Genomic DNA, 24,674 nt, shown 5'->3' with positions numbered 1-24,674 from the left:
CTTTACCATGACGAATACAGAAAAATCTCCACTCAAAATCATTCGCCCTAAACTGCCTCATCAACTGAATACACTAGATCTCTCGAACACGATAATAAGCGACCGGATGGAATGGGTACAGTCGGTATGCGAAGAACAAGAAATATCCTATGTTACCGCTGAAAAGATCCTTTTTGATCAAATGCAATTTCGCCATGTTACTTTTAGCCAGGTATCCTTTCCAAATGCAGAACTAACGGATGTGGTATTCTCTCACTGTGACTTATCTAATATTGATTTTAACGAGTCTGTTTTGCACCGGGTACGATTCGAACATTGCAAAATTATCGGGATGGACCTCACAGCTGCCACTCTTCGGAACATCGTATTTCAAGACTGCGCAGGTGATTATGCTACGTTCCGGTTCAGTAACATGAAACAGGTATCTTTCGAAAACTGTTCTTTACTGAAGTCAGACTTCTATCATTCGGAATTCACGAAGGTAGAATTTGATCGTTGTATGTTAAACGAGTCACAGTTCTCTGGAGCAAGCCTTAAGGGAATTGATCTCAGTAACAATGAATTTTTTAACTTGGGTGCCACGCTTGAAGATCTTCAAGGTTGTATTATTTCTCCAGCGCAGGCCATTCTATTCACCAAGATTTTTGGACTTGTTATTAAAGAATAAGCTTACGTACCAAACGAGAGAATCATAAGGAGAATTTGTATGTTTGAAGCGATCGGAAAGTATAATACAGCTAAAATTTTCACATCACACCTAGAGGAAACGGCCTACGGCCAAGTGCTTGAACTATGCAATCAGAAAGCCTTTGAAGGAGCGAAAGTTCGTATCATGCCGGACTCCCATGCCGGAAAAGGTTGTGTTATCGGCTACACTCAACAATTAAAAGGTCGGGTCGTTCCTAATCTCATCGGCGTCGATATCGGATGTGGTATGGAGGTAACCTATCTTGGAAAAATAGAAATTGATTTTGCACTACTTGATCATTTTATCAGGCACAAAGTTCCACATGGTCACTCCATCCATCAAAAGGTGATGCATAAACTGCAGAAACCTGCTCTCCAGGAACAGATCAAGCGAATCTCTAAGAAAACAGGTACAGACTATGAGAAACATCAGCGAAGCATTGGTTCTCTTGGCGGAGGCAATCATTTCATAGAAATTAATGTGGATTCGGAAGGCAACAAAATTCTGGTCATTCACTCGGGAAGCCGGAACCTGGGCCTCCAGGTGGCGACTTACCATCAGAAAAAGGCAGAGCGTTATTGCACAAGCCGGATACAAGAGCTCATGGAGCAGCGCGAGGAAGAACTTCGCTTATTACGTGCTTCTGGGGATGTAGACACTATCCCAGCTGTTATTCAAAAGTATGACGCGGAACTGGAACTCTACAGAGTGCCCAAACCGCTGATGTTTCTGGAAGGTGCAGGGGCTGATGAATATCTAGAGGATATGTATGCTGCACAAGAGTTTGCTTTGCTTAATCGTCAGGGCATGTCCAAAGCGATTGCTGAATTTTTGCAGCTCGACTACAAAAAATTAGATAAATTCACTACCATTCATAACTATATTAATCCAGAAGATAAGATCATTCGAAAGGGTGCCATTTCAGCCAAAAAAGGTGAAAAAGTGATTATTCCGATCAATATGCGTGACGGTTCCATTATTGCGATTGGAAAAGGAAATCCGGATTGGAACTTTTCTGCTCCCCATGGGGCTGGAAGACTCATGAGCCGCTCACGTGCCAAAGACCTCATTGATATGAATGATTTTAAGGATACAATGCGTGATGTGTGGACTTCCTCAGTAAGTACCAAGACGCTTGATGAAGCCCCTATGGCTTATAAACCGATCGAGGAGATTTTGGAGAATACGAAGGATGCGCTGGAGATTGTAGAGATTATTAAACCTTTATATAATTTTAAAGCGTAATTAATTGCCGGTAGACTGGACTTTCATCAAAAAAATCCTTTGGACTTTAATCCAAAGGATTTTTGTTTATTTTTTTCAAGACCTTATTCAACATCATAATTCTTCACGAAGAAAAAGTCTATATTTTGGCAGGGAATTTATTTACAATAATGATGCCGGCAAAAACTAAAATTGGAGTGTTGTTTAGTGGACATTACATGCCATCTCGACCAGACTGATCTACAGGATTATCTGAAAAAAGTTTTTGGTACCGGTTAGTTACCCATTTGATTATGCGCTTGTTGAATATGTGGACGGACAAACGGCAGAATCCTATTTTGATCATTCCGATTCACGAGTTCAGGATAAAGTGTTTGAGCGGCTGGGGGATATGCTCGCTGGTATGCATACTAACGAAAGGTATACTTTTGGAAAAGCGGATCATAGTGAGATGGGGACCGAGAACTGCCATTACGAGCAAATGGAAAATGCCAAAGTACAGTTATCGTATGCTTCACCATATATGAAAGACATTGGGGTCAATCAAAACAAATTACTCGATATTTTGTGTGAACTTGAATCAAGAATCAAACCTAGAACGCAGTATGGGTTTATTCACGCGGAACTGGGTCCTAACCATGTACTTGTGAATGACAAACTAGAACCCTTTTTGATCGACATTGAGGGGGCAATGTTCTTTGATATCGAGCATGAACATAGTTTTTTAGAAATACGATTTGGGGATTTCTACCGATATCTAAAGAACGATAAGCTTGATCCTAACAGAATGTTATTCTACCGTTTTCACCATCATATATCCTTACTATCGGGTGGTTTGAAACTGCTTCATAGAGGATTTCCAGATGGGCAGTTTGCGAAGGATTTGGCTAATTACCATGCCGCGTGTGCATTACGATTTATAGAGGAGTACGATACACAATAACGTGACTATAACCACCTTCGTCCTAGCATGACGGCTGAAAAAAGAGCCATCATCAGTAAGCTTTTTGAGAAAACAGGAGAAACATTCTTAATTGAACAACACTGATAAAGATAAATATCCTAGGTATTAACACTAAAGCCTCTCGTCCTTTGGACGAGAGGCTTTTTGATTATAAATGCCAGAAGCCTTTTTTTACTCTTATCTACTAGAAGGAGATAATACCACTATGGTGAATTTTCCTCTCATTAGGTAAGCTCCACCCGATCTCCGGCTGTTCTCGGTGAAGAGATAACGAGAGACTCTACATCTTCTTCCGTACGGTTGAAGATTTGGTGTGGGGCTCCCGCGTGAACTTCCATCCCTTCCTGTTGTGAGAGGGTGTAGATAACTCCATCCACCTCTAGTTCTACTACACCAGAGAGAATAAAGAAAAATTGTCTTGCTAGCTCATGGTAATGTCTTGATTCACATGTACTGGGAGGCATCTTTTCATGAATGATGCTTAGCCTCGGATCATTCACAAGCTTCCAGCCATCACAGCCTGCTCCCCAAATATAATGTTCGGCCGATTCTTTATTTTTTATCATGATGTTATCACCTATCATTCCTCCAATAATTCCACAATCATGGATGCGAGATTCTCGTAGATTGGCTCCATTTTATTTGACGTAATTCATGCATTATTCTTTCACCTCTTAATTTTTAAGATAGGACAAGTTGCGGATAATATAATTACAACCTGATAACAGGGTCACAAATGTAGCGATAGCTAAAAATGCCTGATCTACAGGAAAAGAGGTAAACAAACGGAACGGAAAGTTATGTAAAAGTACAGCCGTAATGGCGATCACCTGCAGGACCATTTTTATTTTACCAAACTGATCTGCCGGAAGGGCAATTCCTCTCGCAGAAGCAGCCATTCTTAGAGCGGTAATCGCGAATTCTCGGCCGATAATAATGACAGTCATCCATCCGGGAACCATGCCTGCTTCTGCCATCATAATTAGGGCAGCAGAGATAAGCAACTTATCTGCCAATGGGTCAAGCAGCTTACCCAAGTTCGTAATTTGATTATATTTTCGAGCCACATAACCATCAAGCTTATCTGTCCCCGCAGCAAGAACAAACAAAAACACAGTCAAGACATAGCTCATTGTAGTCCAGATCGGTGCTTGTTCCGAACTTGCGACATTGGAATAAAAATAAAAACAGAGCATAAACAAAGGAATCATTGTTATTCTAGCGATGGTAATCCGATTGGCGAGGTTCATTCCGCTTGCCTCCTTTTTCACTGAGCTCCTACAAAAAATACAAAACAAGACCAATTACCTTAATCAATATCTGCTATCTTCCAAGCTGCTTGCGCATCTTGTTTATCTTTTTTGAATACATATCCTCTAGAACTCTCTGTTTTATCTATATGAATTTCTTTGATTCTGCACGCAACCTGATAGATTTGCTTCTGTTCTTGAAAAGCGATCTCATCTTCTATCACAAGTTCTTGAATCTGGTAATTTGGAATTTGAGATACCGGACGATCCTCTGTAAATAACGTAAGATATTCTTCTTCGTTACCTTCCCACAAATACTCTGCTCTCTGGTTGATTAATCTTACGATCTCAAGTTCATCTCCTGTATATTTACTCTCATCTAAGTACTGAGGAGATAGAGATGTAAGATGTTTGCTCTCTGTTTCCAAAGGATCTTGTACAAACGGTTCTTCCGTTTGCACTTTCGGCTGTGTAATGAATTGAGAAGATGTATTCCCACATCCAACTAGAAGAATTATCGTTCCTAGAAAAAGTAGATATTTCACCATCGGTACCTCCTTTTCATCAGTTTATCTTACAATTTATGGATAATCCACGTTTTTATTATTCATTTATGAAAATACAAAAAGGCCCTCGCTAAAAGCAAGGGCTTGTCGTATGTAGCTCAATCTACTTTATTTATATAATGTAATTAACCTAACCGCCAGTTACTGTTGTATAGTTACCAAAGTAATTCATTAAGAATGCGGCTATGATAAGAACTACTACGATTATACCGATAATCGTCATATTCTTCTTGCGATTTGTCGGGCGCTCTCTATTATCTGCCATGTTCGCTCTCTCCCTCTATATTTCGTTGTTGTTAACTAATTAAACGTATAGAGAATTTTATAAACGATAGATTAAAATATCCCAAAATCCGTTTGATTCAGATATAATGGAAAATAATGAAATCTGGCTTTGTTTTCATCTATCTTTTTGAAAGGAGTGCTCGGTATCAGAACCATTGTTATCAGTGATTTACATGGGTGTTATGACGAATTTAACGCCTTACTCCACAAAGTAAAATATCAGCCCGAGCAAGATCAGCTTATACTTTTAGGAGATTACGTTGATCGTGGCCCACGCAGTAAAGAGGTCGTAGACCAGATCATGACACTTCACCGTGATCATGGGGTCATTGTTCTCAAAGGCAATCATGATCAACTGTTTCTCGATGCTATTCTAGAGGATGAAGATGCACGGTGGATTAGAAATGGTGCTCGTCAAACGTTAGCCAGTTACTGTGATTTATCCTGCTCTCCTGAAGAGCTGAATCAGGAAACTTATGAACAAGCAAAAGCTTTTATTAAAACACATTTTTCCCACCATCTAGAATTCCTTACTTCTTTGCCTTTATATTATGAAAACGCTACCCATCTCTTTGTACATGCAGGCATCAATCCTTTTTATGCCGACTTTAAAGAGCAACCCGAAGATGATTTTATTTGGATTAGAGAGATGTTTCATGATCAGGCTACGAATCTCGACAAAATCGTTGTCTTTGGTCATACGCCTACCGTCCATTTACACGAGCGGGCTGATATTTGGTTTCAGGAAGATAAAATCGGTATTGATGGAGCCTGTGCTTATGGAAAACAATTAAATGCATTAGAAATTAGAGAAGATGGCAGCTACCATGCTCATTCAATCCCTGCAGGGACTGTAGCGGTCAGCAGTGAAGCGACTACATAAATAAGGAATTGAAATTAGTATATAAGCTCTTTGTAATGAGTAACATGCGAAAATAGCACTTCTCCTACTCACCTTCTGTTATAAAGAATTCATATTCGGGTATTAATCTAATAATACAAGTGTACATAGAATTCAAATTCAGGAGGTGTCATATCAAATGGAAGAAACAAGATCATTTCCAAGAGAAGAAGGATTAGATAATACGCTAAACGTTCTCAAAGAAGGTTACTTATATATCACAAACCGCGCGATTGGATTTCAGTCCAATCTGTTTGAGACACGGTTGCTTGGGGAAAAAGCGATCTGCATGCGCGGTGAAGAAGCTGCTCAGCTTTTTTATGACAACAAGAAATTTGTTAGAGAGGGTGCAGCTCCCAAGCGAGTATTGAAAACGCTTTTTGGTGAGAACGGAGTGCAAACCTTAGATGGAGAAGAACACCATCACCGGAAAGCGATGTTTATGTCCCTTATGTCTCGTGAAGGTCTTCAGAAAATAAGAGAGATTACGAGCAAACATTGGGGTCTTGCCGTGGGCCGCTGGGAAACCAAAAAAGAAATCGAAATCTATGAGGAATCACAGGAGCTTCTGTGCCGTATTGCCTGTGAATGGGCAGGTGTCCCTCTAGCAATCGATGAAGTGAAGGAAAAAAGTGAATGGCTCGGTGCCATGATTGAAGCAACTGCTGCCATTGGCGTAGCACATATGAAGGGTAAACGAGCACGTTCCAAAGCAGAAAAATGGATAACAGGTCTTGTGGAAGAAGTACGCGAAGGCAAGATCCATCCAGCAGAAGATACAGCGCTCTACACCTTCTCTTGGCATCGTGACCTAACGGGAGAGCTGCTTGATCCGGAGACGGCATCCGTTGAAGTTCTTAATATTATTCGGCCCATTGTAGCGGTCTCCATCTATGTCACCTTTACGGCCTTAGCTGTTATTCAGCAACCGGAAGAACGTGAAAAACTAGCCTCCGGGGATGAAACTTACTTACAAAACTTTGTTCAGGAAGTCCGACGTTTTTATCCATTCTTCCCTTTTAGCGGAGCAAGAGTGAAGGAAGATTTCACATGGCAAGGCTATGAATTTAAGAAGGGTGAACTTACACTACTCGATCTGTATGGTACCAATCACCATCCTGATTTGTGGGATCAGCCGGAGCAGTTTAGACCGGATCGTTTTAAAGACTGGAGAGGAACCCCGTTTAATTTCATCCCGCAAGGCGGCGGTGATTACGATACAGGGCATCGCTGTGCTGGGGAGTTTATTACGATTGAGATTATGAAGGAAAGCCTCGACTACCTTGCTAATAAAATGAGTTATGAGATCCCAGAACAAGATTTCAGTTATAGCTTTAACGACATTCCATCACTACCCCACAGCAACATTGTACTGAAAAATGTAAGATCGAAATAAAATTTATTTAATTCAGCTGAAAGAATAGTGTCAATACTAAGGGGAATCAGGTTTCATTCTGATTCCCCTTTTTTGATTCTCTACTGTGGTTATTTACTGATTAGAATTAGTGTCTTTTGGCAACAATTCTTCCTTTAAAAATTCTTTTACTCTGCTTAAATAGGGAGTTTCTAATACGATCCCTTCTGCATCCATGACCAAATACACGGGAAAATCCTTAATACCGAGTACCTTGGCCCATTTCTCATAAGGTTCTATGTCTTGATTCCAAAATTGAATTTTATTAATGGTATCTAGAAAAATAGGATGAGAGTTATGAAAAATATTTAATTCATTTGTTTCCGTCATGGGCAAGCTATCTTCGTAAAAAAAATGGACAGCATACTCACCTTCCCCAGAAGGTTCTAAATATTTCATAACATCTTGTCTACTCGGACCCCCACAACCTGAGATTAAGAATATACAGGTAATTACGGTCAGAATAAAGAAACTACGCTTTGAAAATAAATTCATATATGTCCTCATTTCTAATACGCTCTAGTTATATGTACAGCTTTAATTAACATCTCACGAAAGACGAACTCCTACTTATTTTCAGAAGATGCCTCTTTTTCTGAATAATGATCTACCTTCACTTGTCTACGTATGCTCAGATCCACCACTTCTTTATGGATCTTTCCCATTTCGTCATCCCATATAATTTCAGCAAAAGTAGACTCATAGGTGGTCTCATCCTTATTTAACTCGTCATAAGAATACTCGTGAACGTTAGTACCGAGATTTTTTGCATTTTCTATAATATTAAGAGGGTTATCTACTGTTCTGCTACTGCTGACTAGATGATATTCCCGCGAAAAGACTCCCTTTCTTTCTCCACCCTCATTTATTTCGTAGAAACTAATTTCAAAATTCCGTGTTTGAGCAAGATCGTTAGGATCGCCTGTGTAAGTGAGCTCTGCATTTCCTCTTAAGATTTGTCCGTTACTAATTAAGATCATATAGTCCTGGACCTCCCACCGTTCTCCAACTCCATTCATTAAATACAGTTCTGTTTTTTCTAAGGGAATCGTCTGGGCTGAGGTATGAATCCCCGCCTCCTTCTTGTTTCCTGAGTTACTAGATAGAACAAGGAAGACACCGATTACAACAAGCAACACACCAGCGCCTATTTTTAGTTTGCGAGCCGCTTGTATCCTCATTTCTCCTCTTCCTTTCTGGACCTCCATACTGCACCGCCGCAAGGTGTAAACCCACATTCTTTATAAAAGGACTCATGCTGCTTACTGTAATTGACAGTCACAATAGAAATTCCGCTATCTTCCGCTGCCTGTAGTAATGACTGAACAAGTGATTTCCCTATCCCCTTGCCCTGCTCTTCTGGATCCACCATCACATCCTCCATGTATCCATGTTCAAAAGCTTCACCCGGACCGGTAATATAACCAAAGGCGACCAATCTTCCTTGTTCATTTCGGGCAGTTGCCCATAGCAGGCAATGATCTAGTAGAGCAGGATAATCTTCCTCCCTTCTCCCCCAGCTCACTTTGCCTCTGAGTTCAGGAACTTCGTGTCTTTCTAGTACTTCATTAATCTGAATCGGATACGAAACTGTCATCGCTTTCACCTCTTCCCTACAGTCACCATAGACATCCCATTACTAAATTAAATATAGACTTCTTTTTAATATTTGTTATATACTTCCAATGAAATATTCATTAATGTTAACATAATTGTATTCATGAATAGTAGAGGAGTTTTACCATGATCGTCTTGCTTTGTATTGCCCTGTTATTCTGTGTCTTGCTCATTTTCCGAATGGGAAGCCAGAATTATTTGAAGTATTTTTCTTTACTCGTGTTCTTCACTTCTACAATCCTTTCATTACAAGCCGGACGATGGAGAGATCCACTTACCATCGTTCAAATCATCTCGATGCTTAGCTATTTCTACGCTGTGGCTGTCCAGAAAGAAAGTGAAAATTAAGAATAGGGTCAGAAGTTAACCAGTTAAGAAAGAAGGAAGAGAATTACATTATGCGTAGCAGTTCATCAATTTGATTAATGGTGTGCAGTGGTTTTGCCTTGTTCGCCTCACACCAAGGCTGGTTAACCCTCATCCAGATCGTATGCATTCCCAGCATGTGCGCCCCCTCCACATCATTAATCGGGTGATCTCCAATAAATAAACATTCCTCAGGTTTTACGTTTAGCCGCTCTAATGCCACTTGAAAAATACGTGGGTCCGGTTTCTTGCATCCCGCCTCCTCGGATACCACAATCACATCAAAATGTTCCCTTAACCCGAGATGATCAATTTTGCCATACTGGACCGCATTCCTGCCGTTCGTAATGATCCCTGTCTTATACTTTTCTTTCGCGTAAGCAATGACCTCTTCAGCCTGTTCCATAAGGACAGCACTTATTACGTAGTTCTCAGCATAGTATTTCATCAGATCATCTACGAGCGGTTTATTTTGTTCGTTGTTCCAAGGGAATTCGCTCAGCAGTTCTGCGAACAGCACAGGCTTATTTTTATATCCATCCTCATCGCGCTCAATCATTTGCGCAAGCCATAGATCCGTTGATTCGATATGCCCAAAATACTGCTTCATAAACCCTTCTGCAAACTTTCGAAAGGTCGTCGTTCGATCCAGCAGCGTATTGTCTAGATCAAAAATAACCGCTTTAATATGTTCCATCTGAGCTTTCCCCCTTCGGATTTTCACTTATGTATTGAGACCCTTCCTTACGTTACCTTTCCTTATGGTGTACTGAATTCACGCTCGAATAGTAACTGAATTTGACCTGTAAAAAGCTCGTTTGTTTCATAATAAACATCTTCTATGGATTGTGGACTAAACCAAAGTTTTCTTTCTTCACCTTCGTAGAATCCGATTACATACATCCCGCCGACACTTCCCTCCTGATTTTCTTCTGGAATGAGTACCACATCCTTTAAACCTCCAATCCATAGACGGATCTCACCCGGATCATCCAGCCATTTTGTTCTACCCGTTGTTCCATCAAGCAGTTCTACTCTGTCCACCTTTGTTATATCACCTGGATAGATCTCGGATAATGTTGTCCCCTGAAGAGCAGGACGAGAAGAAGTACAGCCTTGTAAAAACACAGCACATAGGAAACATACGAATAAAAGTAGAAAACCACCTGATCTCCGCATTCTGTCCTTCCTTCTCATGCTCAACCTCCTACCTATTAGTCCTTCTAGCCGAAGACTTGCAGTCAGCCCTTCAAGGTTATCTTAAGCTTGTTCCTGCTGTTCATTCACCTCATTCTCCGATTTCAAAAATGGCTGATACATCATCAGCGCATGATTCTCTGTAATATACTGATCATCAATCAGTTCCTCCTGCTGATTCCATACACGTCGGTATAGCAAATTATGTCTCATATGTCCGCCCCAATGTTCCTGGGTAATCCGATGCTCTTTCTCATACACTTCATAGGTCAGCTCCTGTGGAACTACACTATTCCATGAACCGATTAGAAATTCATCTGTGATTTGTAGAGTAAGCTGGTACGGCCGGTCTGTAGGATTGGTAATTCTCAAATCGAGATAGTTATAGGCGCAGGTTGCTCCACTTCCGAATGGCTGACTTCGGCCTGAATCGGGAAATACGTCATAGCTATGTCGATGCCTCTCCGTTATCTGCAGAGGGGTATGTAAGGTAATCCAGTAGAGGAGATTAGACAACTGACACAAGCCGCCCCCAATTCCGGGTTTAAAGCCACCATAAAACAAAACCATTCCTTCCACATATCCCTTTCTGCGGTTTGGATTGCCGATTAGCTTCCAATAAGAAAATGTTTCCCCAGGCTGAATGATAATCCCATTCAAACGTTTCATTGCAATTTTTAAATTGATGATCTTGTTATGTTGAAGCCACATATCTACATCCTTTAACTTTCGTAACAGCGGAGTCTTATGGGATGCAACTTTATATGGCAATACGGTGCTGCTTTGTTTTTGGGCGAACCGAGTTCCTCCGAAATACCACTCTACATATCGTCTACTACGATAATATGCCGTTCCCAGCTTAATACGGAGTTTAGACCTTTTGATCGGCTTCATAGTATCTTCCCCCTATCATTATTTTCTTTCAAAAAAAGTTCCCAATATCCCTACTGTTCTAATCTCATATACTAATTCGTTATGATCCATATCGTAAAATTCCATATCTTTTATTGTGAAAAACAAAGCATTTCGGGTATGTCCTGTTTCATACATTCGTTCCCCATCTTTAACAAAAGTCTTTCCATCAAAATAATTGTACTCTTCGAGTGTAATTCCATATTCTCGCTCCAGCCAACTATGGTACCTATCTTCAGTCGGATTGAGCAGCACAAAGACTAACATCATCATACCGAGCGCCAGAAGCCACTTTTTAAGAGGACTCCGCTGGCGATTAGAACCATTTACCAAGTTAAAACACCTCTCCATCACCTGTTGTTACGAGCTGTTAAGCTTATAAGTAAAGGACGGAGCATAGGACGGTTTTGTTACCTCTCTGTTAAAAAAACCAACTGCTCTTTGTGTCGCAGTCGGTTTTGCAGTGGAATCTTTTGATGATTATCTTCGTATAACCTCTGTACCGGCAATGAGATCATGAATGGAACGTTTATCTTCCCGAGTTATAACAAAATAGCCACTAACGATCTGAACAATTCCCAGTGTGACAGCGTACAACAGAGATCCTACAAAAAATCGGAGTATCATGTTCCTTACGGTTGGAGGTGATTTATCCAGTACTCTTCGAATTTGGATACCGCATAGATACTTGCCTACAGTAAAACCATTCCAAAACACAGGCAGCAGCAAAAAGTATAGCATGAGCAATCCTGTTGCCGTATTACCTGTCAAACCGATAAATGTATTCATTAAAACGCCGATAACGATTGAATCTAAGAGATATGCTCCCAAGCGTCTCCAAAACCCCCCAGGATTACCTGCTACCACACTCATGACACTCACTCTCCGCTCTATTACGTTTTCTCTTTTATGATTAGCTCATATGTAATAACAACAATAGAGTGGGCGTAGTTACTTCTTCAATGATAAAAAAACGTGATTTTCTTAGAGGTCTGCTCTACTCGCTGCACTTTCCTGCTTTATACGTACGAAGGACCTTGAACTGCTCGCCATCCCAGGAAGCCAGGAGTACATCCGCTGGTGCACCAACCTCAATTCCACGTGCTGAAGATAAGCCCATCTTGGAAGAGGGGATTACAGAAGCCATATCCCAAGCGTGTTCTAAACTACAGATCCCGCTTCTAGTAAGATGTTCTATCCCTCTAGTCAACAGCTGTGCAGAGCCAGCAAGCAGCTCGGGAGACTCGGCTAGATGAAGTCTGCCTTCCGGAGTAAGGATCACTTTGCCCCCAACAGGCGTATCGTAATACCCTGGCGGCATTCCGCAGAGGGCAACGGCATCACTTACGAGCAGAGCCTGATCTCCTTTTACCTTCAGGGCTACTTTAAGCACTTCCTCTGGAAGATGAAACCCATCCGCAATGAGACAACATGATAATTCATCTGCTGCAAGCTGTGCCCATAGGACATTCGGATGACGAGGAAGCCCTGCCTGTATACCATTCCCAAAATGGGTTGACATGGATGCTCCAGCAGCAACCGCAGCCTTGATCTGAGAGGATGACGCAGAGGTATGACCAATGGAGACGGTAATTCCTGCGGCTACACATTGACGGATAAAAACCTCTGCATTCTCCCATTCTGGTGAGAGTGTAATTAGCTTAATTTTGCCTTCCGCAGCTTGTTGCCACTGCGTAAATTCCTCAAAGTCCGGCTTTCTGACCCACTTCAAAGCATGTGCTCCCCTAGCACCATCCTTGGGCGAGATATAAGGGCCTTCTACATGAATTCCAGATATCATGCTTGCCACTTCTAGATCCTCCGCGCAGGCTGCAGCTATAGTGCGAAGTGCTCGCTCAATATGTTCTGAACTCTCTGTAATTAGCGTCGGATAATAGGACGTCACACCTTGCTGCCGCAGTAACCTTGTTACCGACTTTACCGTTTCCGAAGTTAGATGCCGATTATTGAAGTCATAACCTTGGAATCCATTAATCTGCAGATCAACGAGTCCCGGGCCAATCAGAGGAAGCTCCTTCTTGATCTCATGAAGATAACCGCTTCTCTCATTACGTTTATCTGGAGTGTTAGATAAGACTTTGATTTCACTGATCTTTCCCTCTTCACAAAAGAGTCTGATTCTCTCCCCTGTCCTGTAGTGAATACCTTCTATAGCCGTGCCGCTATATTTATTCATAACGGAAGAATCATTCCTTTCCAAGACCCAGCTCAGAATCATATGATGCTTCATCTAGGAACAAAATGGCTCCTTGATGCGTTCGCAGTATAGAAGCGGGGCAACTTGGTTCTATAGGTCCCGTTAAGGTTGCTGTAACGGCTGCCCGTTTGAGCGGGCCTGGAACCATACAGTAGATATATTTTCCGGATAATAGTGCTGGAATAGTAAGGGTTAACGCATGGGTTGGAACTTGATCCAGACTCGCAAAACATCCATCATTCACCTGTTGTTCTCGGCATGCCTCATCCAGTTCTACACGCTTCATCCAGACGGGATCAGAAAAATCTGCGACTGGCGGATCGTTGAAAGCGATATGTCCGTTTTCTCCAATCCCCATACAGACAATATCTACAGGAGAAGCAGTCAGCAGTTTCGTATACCGAATGCACTCTTCCTCTGCTTCCTTCGATGGATTGATATAATGAACATTCCCGAACGGAACACGATCAAACAAACCACGCTTCAAAAATAGACCAAACCGCTGTGAAGCGGACTCTGGCAATCCTACATATTCATCCATATGAAAGGCATCAATCCGCTTCCAGTCGATTCCCTCCGCTTTTCCGAGGGCATCCAAAAACTCATTTTGAGACGGTGCTGCAGCAAAAACCATCCGGATTCGCTCCTGCTTTTGAAGCAGGTTTCTCATTTGATCTGCCACAAGAACTGCTGCAGCAAGTCCCATCTGTTTGCGGTCTGCATACACCTGTACCTTTAGGCTGTCACGAAAAAAAGTCATGCTTGATGTGGTTTGTTCCATCGTTCATTCCTCCTTTGGAATTGTGCCTATCTCAAACTCTGTTCTTTATCGATCTATTTACTTTATGACTGCATAATTACGTAAATGACGAGGTTCTTTGTTTTCTCATTCGTGACCGGGATGCGACTATCCTGTATAAAATCACAAAAAAGACCAAAAGCTTTATATCGCTCTTGGCCCTTCTTTATTAAGATATTTTCTTATGAGTATATTGTTCGAGTTGATGTACAAATGCCTGCTCTTGTTCATCATCCGCAAAAGCACGTTTAGGAATGTTGATCGCCTGAACACTGTTGACGAAAATATAAATATAATCCTTATCTGATTTAATAGCTTCGATCTCTTTCCAGGAATACTCGAGATTATTATATTCGGTGGTTTCGTACATGCCTTCCCCATTAAGTTCAATAGCATGTTTACCGACTGTTCCAGCGTTTGTTTTTACAAGTCTCATAACCTTGCGTTTGATCGAGAAAATCATATAAAACGCAGATAATGCACTCACTAGTATTCCGATAATAATAGAAGCTACCCAAGAATAGTCTAGTACGAAACGAAGCATTGCAATGATAATGATCGGCAGGCTGATGAATGTGAGCATCAGCAGGTTTCGGTATTTCGGAATATGGAACATAACAAACTTGTTCATATTCCAGTAATCCTCTTTTGTTAAATCAATCGTAATTTTCATGAATACGGTGTATCCCTCTCTTTTCCTATAAAAATATTCGTCGGTCCTGTTCATATCATACGGTACATTGCCGACCTAAACCACCGTTTTATTCTAATTTATTGCTAGAGCATATCTCACAAATAAAAAGATCACCCAAAAGGAACAAAGACTAACGATTATGGTGTAAAGGATAACCCGGTAAGTATCAAGCCTGCCATGTCTCACAGTAAGCCTCAGATCATCATCCCAACTGGTATAACCCTTTCTAGTTAATCTTCTGTATCCGATCACACCCGCAATGAGCTGCAAAATTCCAATACCCATCCCCATTCCCCGATACCAAACCATTCGTGCACGGACAAAAGCTTCATATCTGCCGATTGGACTTCCATCTGCGTGAACGACTTGAATATGAAGGAGTTTCTTGCCTGGTGTTGTTTTGAGAATATTCATATAGCATCCTTCAATCACAATCCACACGACAAGCATCAAAAAATCAATGGTCGCAGAACTGTGTTCCATTTGCCGTATAAGACTTGGTTCATCGATCACTGCCCATAGAGATAGAAAAAGAGCAGCGTGAACCACATAATCAAACATTCTAGCAAAATATCTTCTCCACGGAATCGGTGTAGTTACATCCATCGTGCAAAATCCTCCTATATGCTCATTCTTGCTGTATGTATCATTCTTAAAATGTGTATTATCACACTGTGACCTGTACTCTACTTTTCTTTTCTTTGCTCAAGTAATTCCTTGATATCCCTAAGCTCTTGCAGCATTTCCTCGTTGTATTTACTTTGTTTTGAGTTATCCATTCCGAACTTCACACATAATACGCCTATTAAAAATGAACACACCAATGAGATAACAAACAATAACATTCACTCCTTAAACTTATAATAAGGCAGTCTACGCTGCTCACTCACCATAAAGCATCTTCGTTAACGAATTGCCTACATCCCTTTTTGAACTTGCTGGACCATAGACATATCCATCATCAAGCTGATAACGGCTATTGAGTTCACTTGAACTCAGCCATACCTGATCTAAATCTTTGGAAATATGGATTACACCAAGCGTACGCTGGTTTCCACTCTCATCATAATAAGGAATCATATACACGTACTGATTTCCGTCCAAATCGGCAGTAAAGTGATATGACAACTCTTCGTCCACTCTAATCTCTCCTGAAATCCGGTGCTTACCCGATAATCTTTTGTATTTTTCCCCATCCAGCGTTACCGTTGTCTTTTTCTCAAATGTCATATCTGGAGAATAGATCACTGCCTCTATATTGTGATGGAAGGGCAGATCCCGATGATAATAGAATGTAGCAACAGTACAACTTATTACGATTGCAAAAATACAGAAGTATTTCTTTCTCTTGATTCTATGACTCATCATTATCACTGCTTCATCTCCGGTTCCAGTTCAAATACCCGCTCTACATAAGCAAGCAAAATCGCCTCATTGGAATGACCATCTTCTGATAAAATCGTGTATAACCAAGAATATAAAACCATAATCGCAGGTAACAGGCTTACGCTAAGGAAAAACATTTCAGAAATAAACGGAGGGCCCATGATTAAATTTATACATGAAAAAAGAAACATCGTGTATATAAGAGCAAAAGGATCTGTCCATCCTTTATATAGACGAAAACGAACATGAGTTTTTCCATCTTTTACAGAAATCCGGCCTACCGCCTTATTACGGACGATTCTTCTCCTGTTGTGTTCCCCATCGTTATACGAAATGCTAAAAATGCCGAACTTCGTCCATCCACGAAAGGATTCGTTATAAAAATCAAAGCGAATAAAATCAATATTTTCTTTAATAAAGGATAGGCATTCTTTTCGGGAGAGCTTTGTTGTATACCTTCTCTTCTTCATTAATGAATTCTCCCCATTCATTTCAATTGGTATTAGGTTTATTTTCCATTTATTATATCGTTTTATGATTCCACATCTATAATTAATATTCAACCTTTTTATGTATTAACCAGTTATATACTGTAAAATAGAATCTTGTCCGAATAAGAGTTAATGAAGTCTAGTAGATGGAGCGATGGTAATGTACAACATGATCCTACAAATTATATTTTTATTTATTCCGTTTTTGATTTTATTCGCAATGGGAATTGAAGTTTATTTTAAAAATCCTCCCAGTACATTAAATCGCTTAAGTATGTTATTACTATTTTCTCTCAGTTTATTTTTTCTTGGAGGATTCTGGGCAAAAACATTGCCAATTGCATCTGGATTATACGTAACGATGTATGTGAAATACATCAGCGCTCTTGTAACGATGACACTCGGGCTTTATCTCTATAGCTTGGTTAGTAAAATACGAATAAAACCGTTATTCCGACATTTGCTTTGTTTAGTCCCATTGATTGGTATCATTCCCATTTTAACAAATCCCCCTGAAGCTTTTGTGTCAAGTACACAAAGTATATTTTGGCGTTCTGAACAGTTGGATTTCTACATGGTGATTATGATCATGGGGATTGCAGGGTATAATTTTTTGATGTTGTTTCTCTTTTTATGGATTGGCAATCGGCAGCGAAGGGATAAGAACTGGTCACAAAAAGAATACCTTCGTATGCATAGAATCAAACGAGGGCTCGTCCTCTGTCTATTATGGACTGCCTTTTGGTCAGTGTTTTCCTTATTTAAAGATTCATTTGGTCCTGAGACTCTTTTTAGAGTACTCCCTTATGAAATAATGCCCGCGTATTGTATATTGATCTGGGCTTATTTTATCCGTTCCGCCATGATTCACTATGACTTTCTCGCTTCGCCTAATCGTCGATTTGAAGTTCTGTTTTCTTTATCAAGACAAGGGATTGCACTTGTAAACGACCTTGGATTCGCTGTAGAAATGAATGACTCTTTTCGGAAATCGCTTGGAATTTCAAATACAATTCCAGAAGAAGGAATTGATCTAATCTCTCTGATTCCTGAAGAAGAGCAACAAATGATCAAAGAATTATATAAAGAAAAATTTGGCACGATGACACCGATTCATATGGAACAAAAAATCAATACTTTTGTACACGAAACAAAGATCGTGGAAATTGACACCGCCTATTTGGAAATTGATGATCAGATTTTTTGCTATTTGGTTACACGTGATATCACTGCAACAAAGAATGCGGAGGCAAAATTGCAAAAACTAGCGTATGAGGATAATTTGACGGGTCTCGGTAATCGGCTTTATTTCATGGAAAATTTAGAAGAGGCACTTCAAAACGCTGATTTAGAAGATCAACAAACGGCCGTCATTATGGTAGACCTCGATCAATTTAAATGGATCAATGATACGCTTGGCCACTCGGCTGGAGATTTTTTATTACAGCATGTTGCAGGCCAAATTCGCGGGAGTATGCCCTCCTCTGCAGTCGTTTCCCGGCTAGGTGGAGATGAGTTCGCTATAACTGTGCCCGTGAGCCATAGTGATGAGGCCATTAGTTACGCTAATGAACTTTTGTCCTCTCTGCAACAGCCCGTTCATATCTTTGGAAAGCCATACACCGTTACGGCATCAATTGGAATCAGTATAGCGCCTGATGACGGCACAACCATCGAAGCATTGTATAGCAGTTCAGACACTGCTATGTACGCTGCAAAACAAGCAGGACGTAACCAATATTATTCCTATACTCCTAATTTAAAAGCCATGGCTGAACGTAATTTAACAATCGTGAATGGACTCAGCACCGCTCTTGCCAAAAATGAATTCACACTATATTATCAGCCGCAGATCGATACTCGTACAAATCGTATTGTTGGATTAGAGGCTTTAATTCGATGGAATTCACCAGAACTGGGATTCGTGTCCCCCGCTCAATTCATACCGATCGCCGAGGATACAGGAATGATAAAATCCATAGGTGATTGGGTTCTGAATGCCGCCTTTAAACAAACGAAGCAGTTGGTGGATGAGGGGTATGCTGATATTTTGGTTTCCGTCAATTTATCTGCGCATCAGCTCAGAGAACCTTTGTTTGCAGAACGAATTGCAGAGCTACTGCAGCAACATGAACTTTCTCCGCGAAATGTATGTCTTGAAATCACGGAAAGAACGGCGATATTCGATTCGAAAAAATCACTAGAAATCTGTCGTGCTCTGGTAGAGCTAGGTGTATCACTGTCCATTGATGATTTCGGTACGGGATTCTCTTCCCTAAGTATGTTGAATCGTTTTCCATTCACGTATATCAAAATTGACCGTTCCCTCATTCAAGACATTGCAATGAACGTGAATGAAGCAAAGGTTGTACAGACAATTATTGAATTAGCAGATCGACTTGGTATGAAAGTTATCGCTGAGGGGGTAGAAACGGAGCAACAATTTTCCTTGCTCTGTAAACTAGGATGTCATGAAGTTCAAGGGTATCTTAGAGGGCGTCCTATGCCAACAGAACAACTTAAGGTTTTTTTAGCAGATGATAAGCATTAAAAGAAGGGATCCCATTCATTGGGTATCCCTTTTGTTTTTATGATAAAGATTCCAAATGAACTTCACTTAAATTCGGATATATGTAATCTGGTTTAAAGTGATCTGGCAGCTTTCTACCAAGTCTATTGATCCAGATTGCTTTCATTCCAAGACGCTGAGCTCCCTCAATGTCACTTGTAAGAGAATCTCCTATATGAATGACTTCATTTGCTGTACACCCACTTCTGCGCAGACCCTCTTCAAATAACTCCGCTCTTGGTTTGTAGGATCTCACATCTTCACTCGTAATTACGTCCGTTACCGAGATCCCATGAAAGCTTAAGGCAGACATAATATCGTTCCTATCTATATTGGATAGAATGTAGATAGGGTTTCCAGCGATTGATTTCAAAAAAGGAAGAGTATCCTCGTATAATCGAGGCTGAATCCAGTGATTAAACTGCGTTTGAATAATATCCTCTGCTGTACAAGATGATCTGAAATGACGAACGGTATCTGTTAAAGATTGAATACCGATCTCCCTTTGCGTGACAAACGAGTCGCCATAACTTTCTCTCGACAGGTCAAAGAATGCTTTAGACCAATACTTCCCAATGTGATTTGCTTCTATATCATCGGAGCTAAATCGTTTCACTTCATCATAAATGAGAGGCAGAATATCATCGTCTTCATGTACTAATGTGCCATAGAAATCGAGAAATACCGCTTTGAATTTCATCTGCTAGCCCCCTGTTTGGAGAATTATTTGTCGCGTAATGGAGAAAATTATTCTATAATTGGGTAAAAAAGTCGAGGTGAAAGTGATGAAGCTTGAGGATTATGCTCCCGTGATCGTTATTGCTGAGTTATTTTTTCTGCTGGCAGCCAGTATCTGTTTTCCTTTTTGGCTGTATGCTAAGAAAGAAAAGAACGTGAAACTATTTCGTAATTTAATGATCTTATTTGCTGTTCTTCTACTTATCGGCGCTCCTTTTTACTACCAGGTGTACGATCAGATTATAACAAAAGAGACAACAATTTCTGATGGATAGAATGCGAATATCAATTACAATGATTTTCTTCTTTTAAAGACGACAATCACATCTTTTGATGCACCTTGCGAAATACTTGTGTCAAAGCAGGATACAATTTTCCAACCATCCAGTCCATGTTCATTCAGTTCTTGTTCGAACTCCTCCGTATCTACTTTTCCTCCCAAGAACCCACCTGTCTTATATTTCATCGTTTTGTATTCCCATTGTTCCATCTTCGTTTTCACCTCTCATTTTTGCTGAACTGCAATTAGATTCTTACCTATAACATTAGGAGAAATTGGATTCTTCTGAATTCCTTTTTCTCTTGCCCATACAGATAGCTGTCCCATATGGTGGATCTGATGTGCAATAATATGGCGCATTACTTCGCCCCAAGCATCCATATCAACACTGCCATCAGGTCTATAATCGTAAAATACTCGTGTCTCCATCGAATCATTCCATGCGGCTACGAACGCTTCCACTTCAGGTTTGAAACGCTGATCGAGCTCCCTTACCTTCTGAAGTGTTGCGTAATCATCAAAATTCTCCTGATCATCCGGTTTACCTTGAAGTATTCGAATCCAGCTCCACTCTACATCTACGATATGAAAAAGCGTCTGTAAAATGCTTCCGACTCCTCCAGTTCGGGGACATAACAATTCCTCTTCCGGCAGGTCCACACACCACTCGTACCATTGTTCTCTTACGATCCAGTTATATCGAAAAAAAGTTTCCATCCCCTACCCCTTTCAAATTTTGCTGTTTTTCACACCTTTAGATCCTGAGTATTCATGACCTTTACCAGTTCGTGTACCGTGGCTGGGCAGAGAACAATTTGTCAGCAACCATATTCCCCTCCTTATCAAAACCTCTTATGGTCCATCCTTCATGGGTGTATTCATCCATGACAAACAGCGCATAACCATCCTTCACTTCTTCGACAAGATACTTGTCAGGATGAGCTTCGATGTCCTTCATACTGAACTCATAGGGCTCATTGTAGTCGGTTATCTTCTTGTGATATCCAAGTGATACGGAGGTAATATTAGAGTCGCGATTTACTTTAACGCCGACAACATAGCTGTCATCTTCTTCTACATCATTTTCAAACCCTACCGCCTGAAAAGGCATATCTCGATCAGGGGATTCTTTTACTGCATGACCACCAAATTCATAAAATAAACCTAATTTTTTTCTGAGTTTAACAGCTCCGAACGTATTATTCATGGTGTCTTCATAGATCGCGGCATTACCATAGACTGTATCTTGAGAAATAATAATCTTGTGATTCCCAGGAATCGCACCTGATGCAGTTAGGTGCCAGTTCTGAGTGTAGCTACTCAAAACTTGTAATCCAAGTAAAACACAAATGATAATAGCGATTTTTTTCTTGTTCATATCCTTATGTACGCCCCCTGATGTCATGTTTCGTTAATAGAGCAAAATACGATTATACTATATCCTGTAATATTATACCTTCTGATCCTTTACCAACATAAAGGCTCCTCATAAAAAAAGAACATGAATCGGGTATCGGTTCCATGTTCTTTATGTTTCTTAAATTGGATCACAAACGGATAGAATCCTGTTCAAGTTTTAGTATTTTATAATAATCTTCGACGCTATCTTCTGCGCCATTCATGATTCTTCTGTAAACTCTAGAAGGAGGATATAGCTCCGCTTCCCCTATTTGTAAAGCAATCGTGTCATCGTCCATTTCGCTAGCTTTCCATTCTCCACCAAGGTGTCTGACTATAATTTCCCCTAGGTAGCCACCCCACATCTTAGCCATGTATGCGATCTGTTCTTCCGAAGGTCCTCTATTGAAAATCTTTCTCCATCCCTTGGGAAGCTCATCATGAAATTTTTGGAGGATCAAATCAAGATCCTTCAAGCTAGTTTCAGTATAGTCTAGTTTTACGTCCATCTGATCCGCAAATTCCACGGCATCTTCAGCATAAGCTTTCATCATATCTGCTATTCTTAGTTGCGTCATCAAGTTCAGTCCCTCATCGTTGTATCAGAAACATGTTTTCTGTATATCTATCCTAAACTTTACAGTCCCAGTTGATCAAGCAATTTTTTCCATTAGTCCGCCGAGAAATAAAATACCTCCTGCTACAATCTTTTTCATCGAGGTTCTCCTCCATTCATAGGTAAGATAGACCGTAAGCTCACCCTTGAATCGTCCGTTTTTCTAACGCTTCCCAAGCTTTGAGAAGTTCTTTAGCTTCGTCCGCCGTTTTCTTAATAAAGTCACGAACCCTGTCTTCTGTAAAATAAACCAGCTCAATTCCCGGTTCATTCTTCGGATCCTTTAGCCACTCCAGTTTCATATCACGATACTTTTCTACTTCTTCCACACTCACAAAAGGGGCCACCTCAAACCCATTAGCTGCCTCTAATTGAGTCAGGATGACATCGATCCAGTAGTTGCTCGGTAAAAGATCATACTCCAGCTGACTTACTTCTTCATTGTAAATCTTCCGAATCTCCACCGGGTCCTCCTGAACCTTACGCTCAAAGTCAGCATAGAGTGTTGCCGTCCATCGTTCATCTGTAAAGATATGTATGAAATACCCTGCTATGTATGCTTTCCACGCCGGATCTTCACTTAGATCGATATACTCCAGGTACTTACTAGTAAGTAGCACAGGATCAGCCAGGCGATCGTTCCTGACAAAGTGAGACCGCATTTTCTCTTTCCGTGTTGCCCCTTCCCTTGCATGAATTGTATCCGGTGCAATACTTCCCAGTAAAAAAGCAGGGGACGCCTGCCCCTCATAAATTTCATTCGCTACTGCAAAATGAACCATTGGCCACGGCATATCCTTAACTCCCCTCACAAATAAGAATCTGTTACACCAAAGGTGCATTCTTCGCTATATACCGTTCGAGTATCACTGCTACTATATCTAAATCTAAAACCACAGCTTTCTATTTCATAGAATCTGTCCCCTTATTCCTTCTACAAATGGTGTCACTTCCAGTTCATCAAATTCTTCCTTATAGAACCACTTTGCTCCAAGAGAATCATGGCCATCTCCACTTACCTTCAAGATGTAATTCTCATTATTAATACTAACTTTGTAAATGATCCCGATATGATGCATTTCCTCTAGCTGATTTTTTCTAAACGGATGAATAAGAGTATATGATGGAGCACTATGAATAACCGCATCTATCTCTTCAATCCCTGTCTCTTCTAGAAACTCTCTCTTCAGCGTAAACAAAGGCTCTTCGCCAAACTCAATGGATCCACCAGGAAGATCCCATTTTCCTTTATGCGGACCTCTCGATTTTTGAACGAGCAAGATCCGGTCATCTTTGACGAGAATGCCATATACACCAAGGTGGGTATATTGATCCATCTTTCACACCTTCTTCTCTATGATTAAAAACGAGTCTGATCTCCACAGATTAATAGAGCTTAAGAAAAAAATTATAAACTCTGTATCAAAGTTCACAAATTGTTCACTTACTAAGAAATTTTTATGTCACTATACTAAAGCTTATCTGCAAAACGAAAGGAAGAAAAAGAAATTGCCTAGTAACAAAAAAGAAGGAATTATTTTTGGATTAATGATGTGTTTTGGAATGGTATGTGTCATGTTCTTTTACAACATGTATTTGAATGGTTTGTTAACGACATTACCTATTTCTGGTATTTTATCACAATTTGCTTTAACATTTGTAATTGCTTTTTTAGTAGAATCTTTTATTGTTGGACCTATTGCTCGAAAAGCTGCGTTTTCCTTGCCATTTGATAAATCCAAGACGTTGTATGTCATTCTCGCTACATCTACTTGTATGGTTATAGGTATGGTGCTCTGCATGTCGGTATACGGTCTTATTACATCCATGATTATGAATGGCATCGAAGGTTCAATCCTCGCAAACTATGGACGGACAATTCTAAAAAATGTGATCGTTGCCTATCCTGCTCAATTGCTGGTAATTGGCCCTCTGGTAAGATTCCTATTTGTGAAATTCGTTAAGGATGAGCCCGTAGTCAACTTAAGTACATCGAACAGCTCATTGTGAATATAGTTCTCTTTCTAGGATTGTAGATTGTAACCTTATTTCTACAGAAATAAACCCGATGAGTATGAGACTCATCGGGTTTATTTTATTT

At 40.4% G+C, this 24,674-nt stretch carries 33 protein-coding genes and 1 pseudogene; 9 read left to right on the top strand and 25 right to left on the bottom strand.

Annotated elements, in window-relative coordinates; genetic code table 11:
• Positions 1–7 precede the first annotated feature (7 nt).
• From H9647_RS01720 to H9647_RS01710, 3 genes and pseudogenes are all read left to right on the top strand, one after another.
• Positions 8–667 (top strand): pentapeptide repeat-containing protein, encoded by a 660-nt coding sequence (locus tag H9647_RS01720; RefSeq protein WP_191797604.1) that lies wholly within the window; start codon positions 8–10, stop codon positions 665–667.
• 39 nt (positions 668–706) lie between these two features.
• Positions 707–1,933 carry an RtcB family protein gene (locus tag H9647_RS01715; protein ID WP_191797602.1) on the top strand — a complete coding sequence of 409 codons (1,227 nt, stop codon included), beginning with the start codon at positions 707–709 and terminating at the stop codon, positions 1,931–1,933.
• Positions 1,934–2,192: 259 nt separating this feature from the next.
• Positions 2,193–2,855, top strand: a pseudogene (locus H9647_RS01710) (phosphotransferase); the annotation flags it as partial.
• A gap of 245 nt (positions 2,856–3,100) precedes the next feature.
• On the opposite strand, the gene H9647_RS01705 reads toward H9647_RS01710, so the two are convergent.
• The 4 genes from H9647_RS01705 to H9647_RS25930 all read right to left on the bottom strand — a co-directional run bounded on the left by H9647_RS01705 (position 3,101) and on the right by H9647_RS25930 (position 4,957).
• A complete protein-coding gene (locus H9647_RS01705; protein ID WP_191797598.1) occupies positions 3,101–3,442 on the bottom strand; it encodes a cupin domain-containing protein in 342 nt (113 codons plus the stop codon).
• Positions 3,443–3,550: 108 nt separating this feature from the next.
• On the bottom strand, positions 3,551–4,126 hold the full coding sequence (gene pgsA, locus H9647_RS01700; RefSeq protein WP_191797596.1) for a CDP-diacylglycerol--glycerol-3-phosphate 3-phosphatidyltransferase: 576 nt from the start codon (positions 4,124–4,126) through the stop codon (positions 3,551–3,553).
• 59 nt (positions 4,127–4,185) lie between these two features.
• Positions 4,186–4,674 (bottom strand): hypothetical protein, encoded by a 489-nt coding sequence (locus H9647_RS01695; protein WP_191797594.1) that lies wholly within the window; start codon positions 4,672–4,674, stop codon positions 4,186–4,188.
• A gap of 148 nt (positions 4,675–4,822) precedes the next feature.
• Positions 4,823–4,957 (bottom strand): hypothetical protein, encoded by a 135-nt coding sequence (locus H9647_RS25930; RefSeq protein WP_263621299.1) that lies wholly within the window; start codon positions 4,955–4,957, stop codon positions 4,823–4,825.
• Between the two features lie 156 nt (positions 4,958–5,113).
• On the opposite strand from H9647_RS25930, the gene H9647_RS01690 reads away from it, so the two are divergent.
• Together H9647_RS01690 and H9647_RS01685 are read left to right on the top strand one after the other, a co-directional pair.
• On the top strand, positions 5,114–5,860 hold the full coding sequence (locus H9647_RS01690; RefSeq protein WP_318245257.1) for a metallophosphoesterase family protein: 747 nt from the start codon (positions 5,114–5,116) through the stop codon (positions 5,858–5,860).
• 157 nt (positions 5,861–6,017) lie between these two features.
• On the top strand, positions 6,018–7,274 hold the full coding sequence (locus H9647_RS01685; protein ID WP_191797592.1) for a cytochrome P450: 1,257 nt from the start codon (positions 6,018–6,020) through the stop codon (positions 7,272–7,274).
• A 93-nt stretch (positions 7,275–7,367) separates the two neighbouring features.
• Here H9647_RS01685 and H9647_RS01680 read toward each other — a convergent pair whose 3' ends face one another.
• The 3 genes from H9647_RS01680 to H9647_RS01670 all read right to left on the bottom strand — a co-directional run bounded on the left by H9647_RS01680 (position 7,368) and on the right by H9647_RS01670 (position 8,889).
• On the bottom strand, positions 7,368–7,691 hold the full coding sequence (locus tag H9647_RS01680; RefSeq protein ID WP_191797590.1) for a hypothetical protein: 324 nt from the start codon (positions 7,689–7,691) through the stop codon (positions 7,368–7,370).
• Positions 7,692–7,858: 167 nt separating this feature from the next.
• A complete protein-coding gene (locus H9647_RS01675; RefSeq protein WP_191797588.1) occupies positions 7,859–8,473 on the bottom strand; it encodes a hypothetical protein in 615 nt (204 codons plus the stop codon).
• A complete protein-coding gene (locus tag H9647_RS01670) occupies positions 8,470–8,889 on the bottom strand; it encodes a GNAT family N-acetyltransferase (RefSeq protein WP_191797586.1) in 420 nt (139 codons plus the stop codon). The genes H9647_RS01675 and H9647_RS01670 overlap by 4 nt, the downstream gene beginning before the upstream one ends.
• Positions 8,890–9,035: 146 nt before the next feature.
• Between H9647_RS01670 and H9647_RS01665 the strand changes: the two genes are divergently transcribed.
• The gene (locus tag H9647_RS01665; RefSeq protein ID WP_191797584.1) at positions 9,036–9,257 is read left to right on the top strand and encodes a hypothetical protein; all 222 of its coding nucleotides are present in this window, start codon (positions 9,036–9,038) and stop codon (positions 9,255–9,257) included.
• 43 nt (positions 9,258–9,300) lie between these two features.
• On the opposite strand, the gene H9647_RS01660 is transcribed toward H9647_RS01665, so the two are convergent.
• The 11 genes from H9647_RS01660 to H9647_RS01610 all read right to left on the bottom strand — a co-directional run bounded on the left by H9647_RS01660 (position 9,301) and on the right by H9647_RS01610 (position 16,951).
• A complete protein-coding gene (locus H9647_RS01660) occupies positions 9,301–9,972 on the bottom strand; it encodes an HAD family hydrolase (protein ID WP_191797582.1) in 672 nt (223 codons plus the stop codon).
• A 62-nt stretch (positions 9,973–10,034) separates the two neighbouring features.
• Complete coding sequence (locus tag H9647_RS01655; RefSeq protein ID WP_191797580.1) at positions 10,035–10,472, bottom strand: hypothetical protein; 438 nt, start codon at positions 10,470–10,472, stop codon at positions 10,035–10,037.
• Between the two features lie 63 nt (positions 10,473–10,535).
• Positions 10,536–11,366, bottom strand: coding sequence for a VanW family protein (locus tag H9647_RS01650; protein ID WP_191797578.1), 831 nt, complete (start codon positions 11,364–11,366; stop codon positions 10,536–10,538).
• Between the two features lie 18 nt (positions 11,367–11,384).
• On the bottom strand, positions 11,385–11,717 hold the full coding sequence (locus tag H9647_RS01645; RefSeq protein ID WP_191797577.1) for a hypothetical protein: 333 nt from the start codon (positions 11,715–11,717) through the stop codon (positions 11,385–11,387).
• Positions 11,718–11,864: 147 nt separating this feature from the next.
• The gene (locus H9647_RS01640) at positions 11,865–12,257 is read right to left on the bottom strand and encodes an RDD family protein (RefSeq protein WP_191797575.1); all 393 of its coding nucleotides are present in this window, start codon (positions 12,255–12,257) and stop codon (positions 11,865–11,867) included.
• A 124-nt stretch (positions 12,258–12,381) separates the two neighbouring features.
• Positions 12,382–13,581: an N-acetylglucosamine-6-phosphate deacetylase gene (locus H9647_RS01635; protein WP_191797572.1), complete on the bottom strand. Its 1,200-nt coding sequence runs from the start codon at positions 13,579–13,581 to the stop codon at positions 12,382–12,384.
• Between the two features lie 10 nt (positions 13,582–13,591).
• Positions 13,592–14,383: a glucosamine-6-phosphate deaminase gene (locus H9647_RS01630; RefSeq protein WP_191797570.1), complete on the bottom strand. Its 792-nt coding sequence runs from the start codon at positions 14,381–14,383 to the stop codon at positions 13,592–13,594.
• Positions 14,384–14,570: 187 nt separating this feature from the next.
• Positions 14,571–15,074, bottom strand: coding sequence for a YcxB family protein (locus H9647_RS01625; protein ID WP_191797568.1), 504 nt, complete (start codon positions 15,072–15,074; stop codon positions 14,571–14,573).
• A gap of 93 nt (positions 15,075–15,167) precedes the next feature.
• Positions 15,168–15,701 carry an RDD family protein gene (locus H9647_RS01620; protein ID WP_191797566.1) on the bottom strand — a complete coding sequence of 178 codons (534 nt, stop codon included), beginning with the start codon at positions 15,699–15,701 and terminating at the stop codon, positions 15,168–15,170.
• A gap of 276 nt (positions 15,702–15,977) precedes the next feature.
• Complete coding sequence (locus H9647_RS01615) at positions 15,978–16,325, bottom strand: hypothetical protein (RefSeq protein WP_191797564.1); 348 nt, start codon at positions 16,323–16,325, stop codon at positions 15,978–15,980.
• Between the two features lie 140 nt (positions 16,326–16,465).
• The gene (locus H9647_RS01610; protein ID WP_191797562.1) at positions 16,466–16,951 is read right to left on the bottom strand and encodes a hypothetical protein; all 486 of its coding nucleotides are present in this window, start codon (positions 16,949–16,951) and stop codon (positions 16,466–16,468) included.
• Positions 16,952–17,141: 190 nt separating this feature from the next.
• On the opposite strand from H9647_RS01610, the gene H9647_RS01605 reads away from it, so the two are divergent.
• Entirely contained in the window at positions 17,142–19,523 is a 2,382-nt protein-coding gene (locus tag H9647_RS01605) for a putative bifunctional diguanylate cyclase/phosphodiesterase (protein WP_191797560.1), read from the top strand.
• A gap of 37 nt (positions 19,524–19,560) precedes the next feature.
• Here the strand turns inward: H9647_RS01605 and H9647_RS01600 are convergent, their stop codons facing one another.
• A complete protein-coding gene (locus tag H9647_RS01600) occupies positions 19,561–20,241 on the bottom strand; it encodes an HAD family hydrolase (protein ID WP_191797558.1) in 681 nt (226 codons plus the stop codon).
• A gap of 58 nt (positions 20,242–20,299) precedes the next feature.
• Here H9647_RS01600 and H9647_RS01595 point away from each other — a divergent pair, with 58 nt between their 5' ends.
• On the top strand, positions 20,300–20,554 hold the full coding sequence (locus tag H9647_RS01595; protein ID WP_191797556.1) for a hypothetical protein: 255 nt from the start codon (positions 20,300–20,302) through the stop codon (positions 20,552–20,554).
• Between the two features lie 14 nt (positions 20,555–20,568).
• Here the strand turns inward: H9647_RS01595 and H9647_RS01590 are convergent, their stop codons facing one another.
• From H9647_RS01590 to H9647_RS01565, 6 genes are all read right to left on the bottom strand, one after another.
• The gene (locus H9647_RS01590) at positions 20,569–20,769 is read right to left on the bottom strand and encodes a DUF4177 domain-containing protein (protein WP_191797554.1); all 201 of its coding nucleotides are present in this window, start codon (positions 20,767–20,769) and stop codon (positions 20,569–20,571) included.
• Between the two features lie 15 nt (positions 20,770–20,784).
• On the bottom strand, positions 20,785–21,276 hold the full coding sequence (locus H9647_RS01585) for a DinB family protein (protein WP_191797552.1): 492 nt from the start codon (positions 21,274–21,276) through the stop codon (positions 20,785–20,787).
• 61 nt (positions 21,277–21,337) lie between these two features.
• Positions 21,338–21,937 carry a hypothetical protein gene (locus H9647_RS01580; RefSeq protein WP_191797550.1) on the bottom strand — a complete coding sequence of 200 codons (600 nt, stop codon included), beginning with the start codon at positions 21,935–21,937 and terminating at the stop codon, positions 21,338–21,340.
• Positions 21,938–22,106: 169 nt separating this feature from the next.
• Positions 22,107–22,511: a hypothetical protein gene (locus H9647_RS01575; protein ID WP_191797547.1), complete on the bottom strand. Its 405-nt coding sequence runs from the start codon at positions 22,509–22,511 to the stop codon at positions 22,107–22,109.
• A gap of 202 nt (positions 22,512–22,713) precedes the next feature.
• The gene (locus H9647_RS01570; RefSeq protein ID WP_191797545.1) at positions 22,714–23,367 is read right to left on the bottom strand and encodes a hypothetical protein; all 654 of its coding nucleotides are present in this window, start codon (positions 23,365–23,367) and stop codon (positions 22,714–22,716) included.
• 114 nt (positions 23,368–23,481) lie between these two features.
• Positions 23,482–23,910, bottom strand: a complete 429-nt coding sequence (locus H9647_RS01565) for an NUDIX domain-containing protein (protein WP_191797543.1) — start codon at positions 23,908–23,910, stop codon at positions 23,482–23,484.
• A gap of 172 nt (positions 23,911–24,082) precedes the next feature.
• Between H9647_RS01565 and H9647_RS01560 the strand changes: the two genes are divergently transcribed.
• Complete coding sequence (locus H9647_RS01560) at positions 24,083–24,583, top strand: DUF2798 domain-containing protein (RefSeq protein WP_191797542.1); 501 nt, start codon at positions 24,083–24,085, stop codon at positions 24,581–24,583.
• The last annotated feature ends 91 nt before the right edge of the window (positions 24,584–24,674 follow it).

The organism is Paenibacillus gallinarum (assembly GCF_014836635.1).
Lineage (GTDB): Bacteria > Bacillota > Bacilli > Paenibacillales > Paenibacillaceae > Paenibacillus > Paenibacillus gallinarum.
This window is presented reverse-complemented; position numbering and strand designations above follow the sequence as displayed.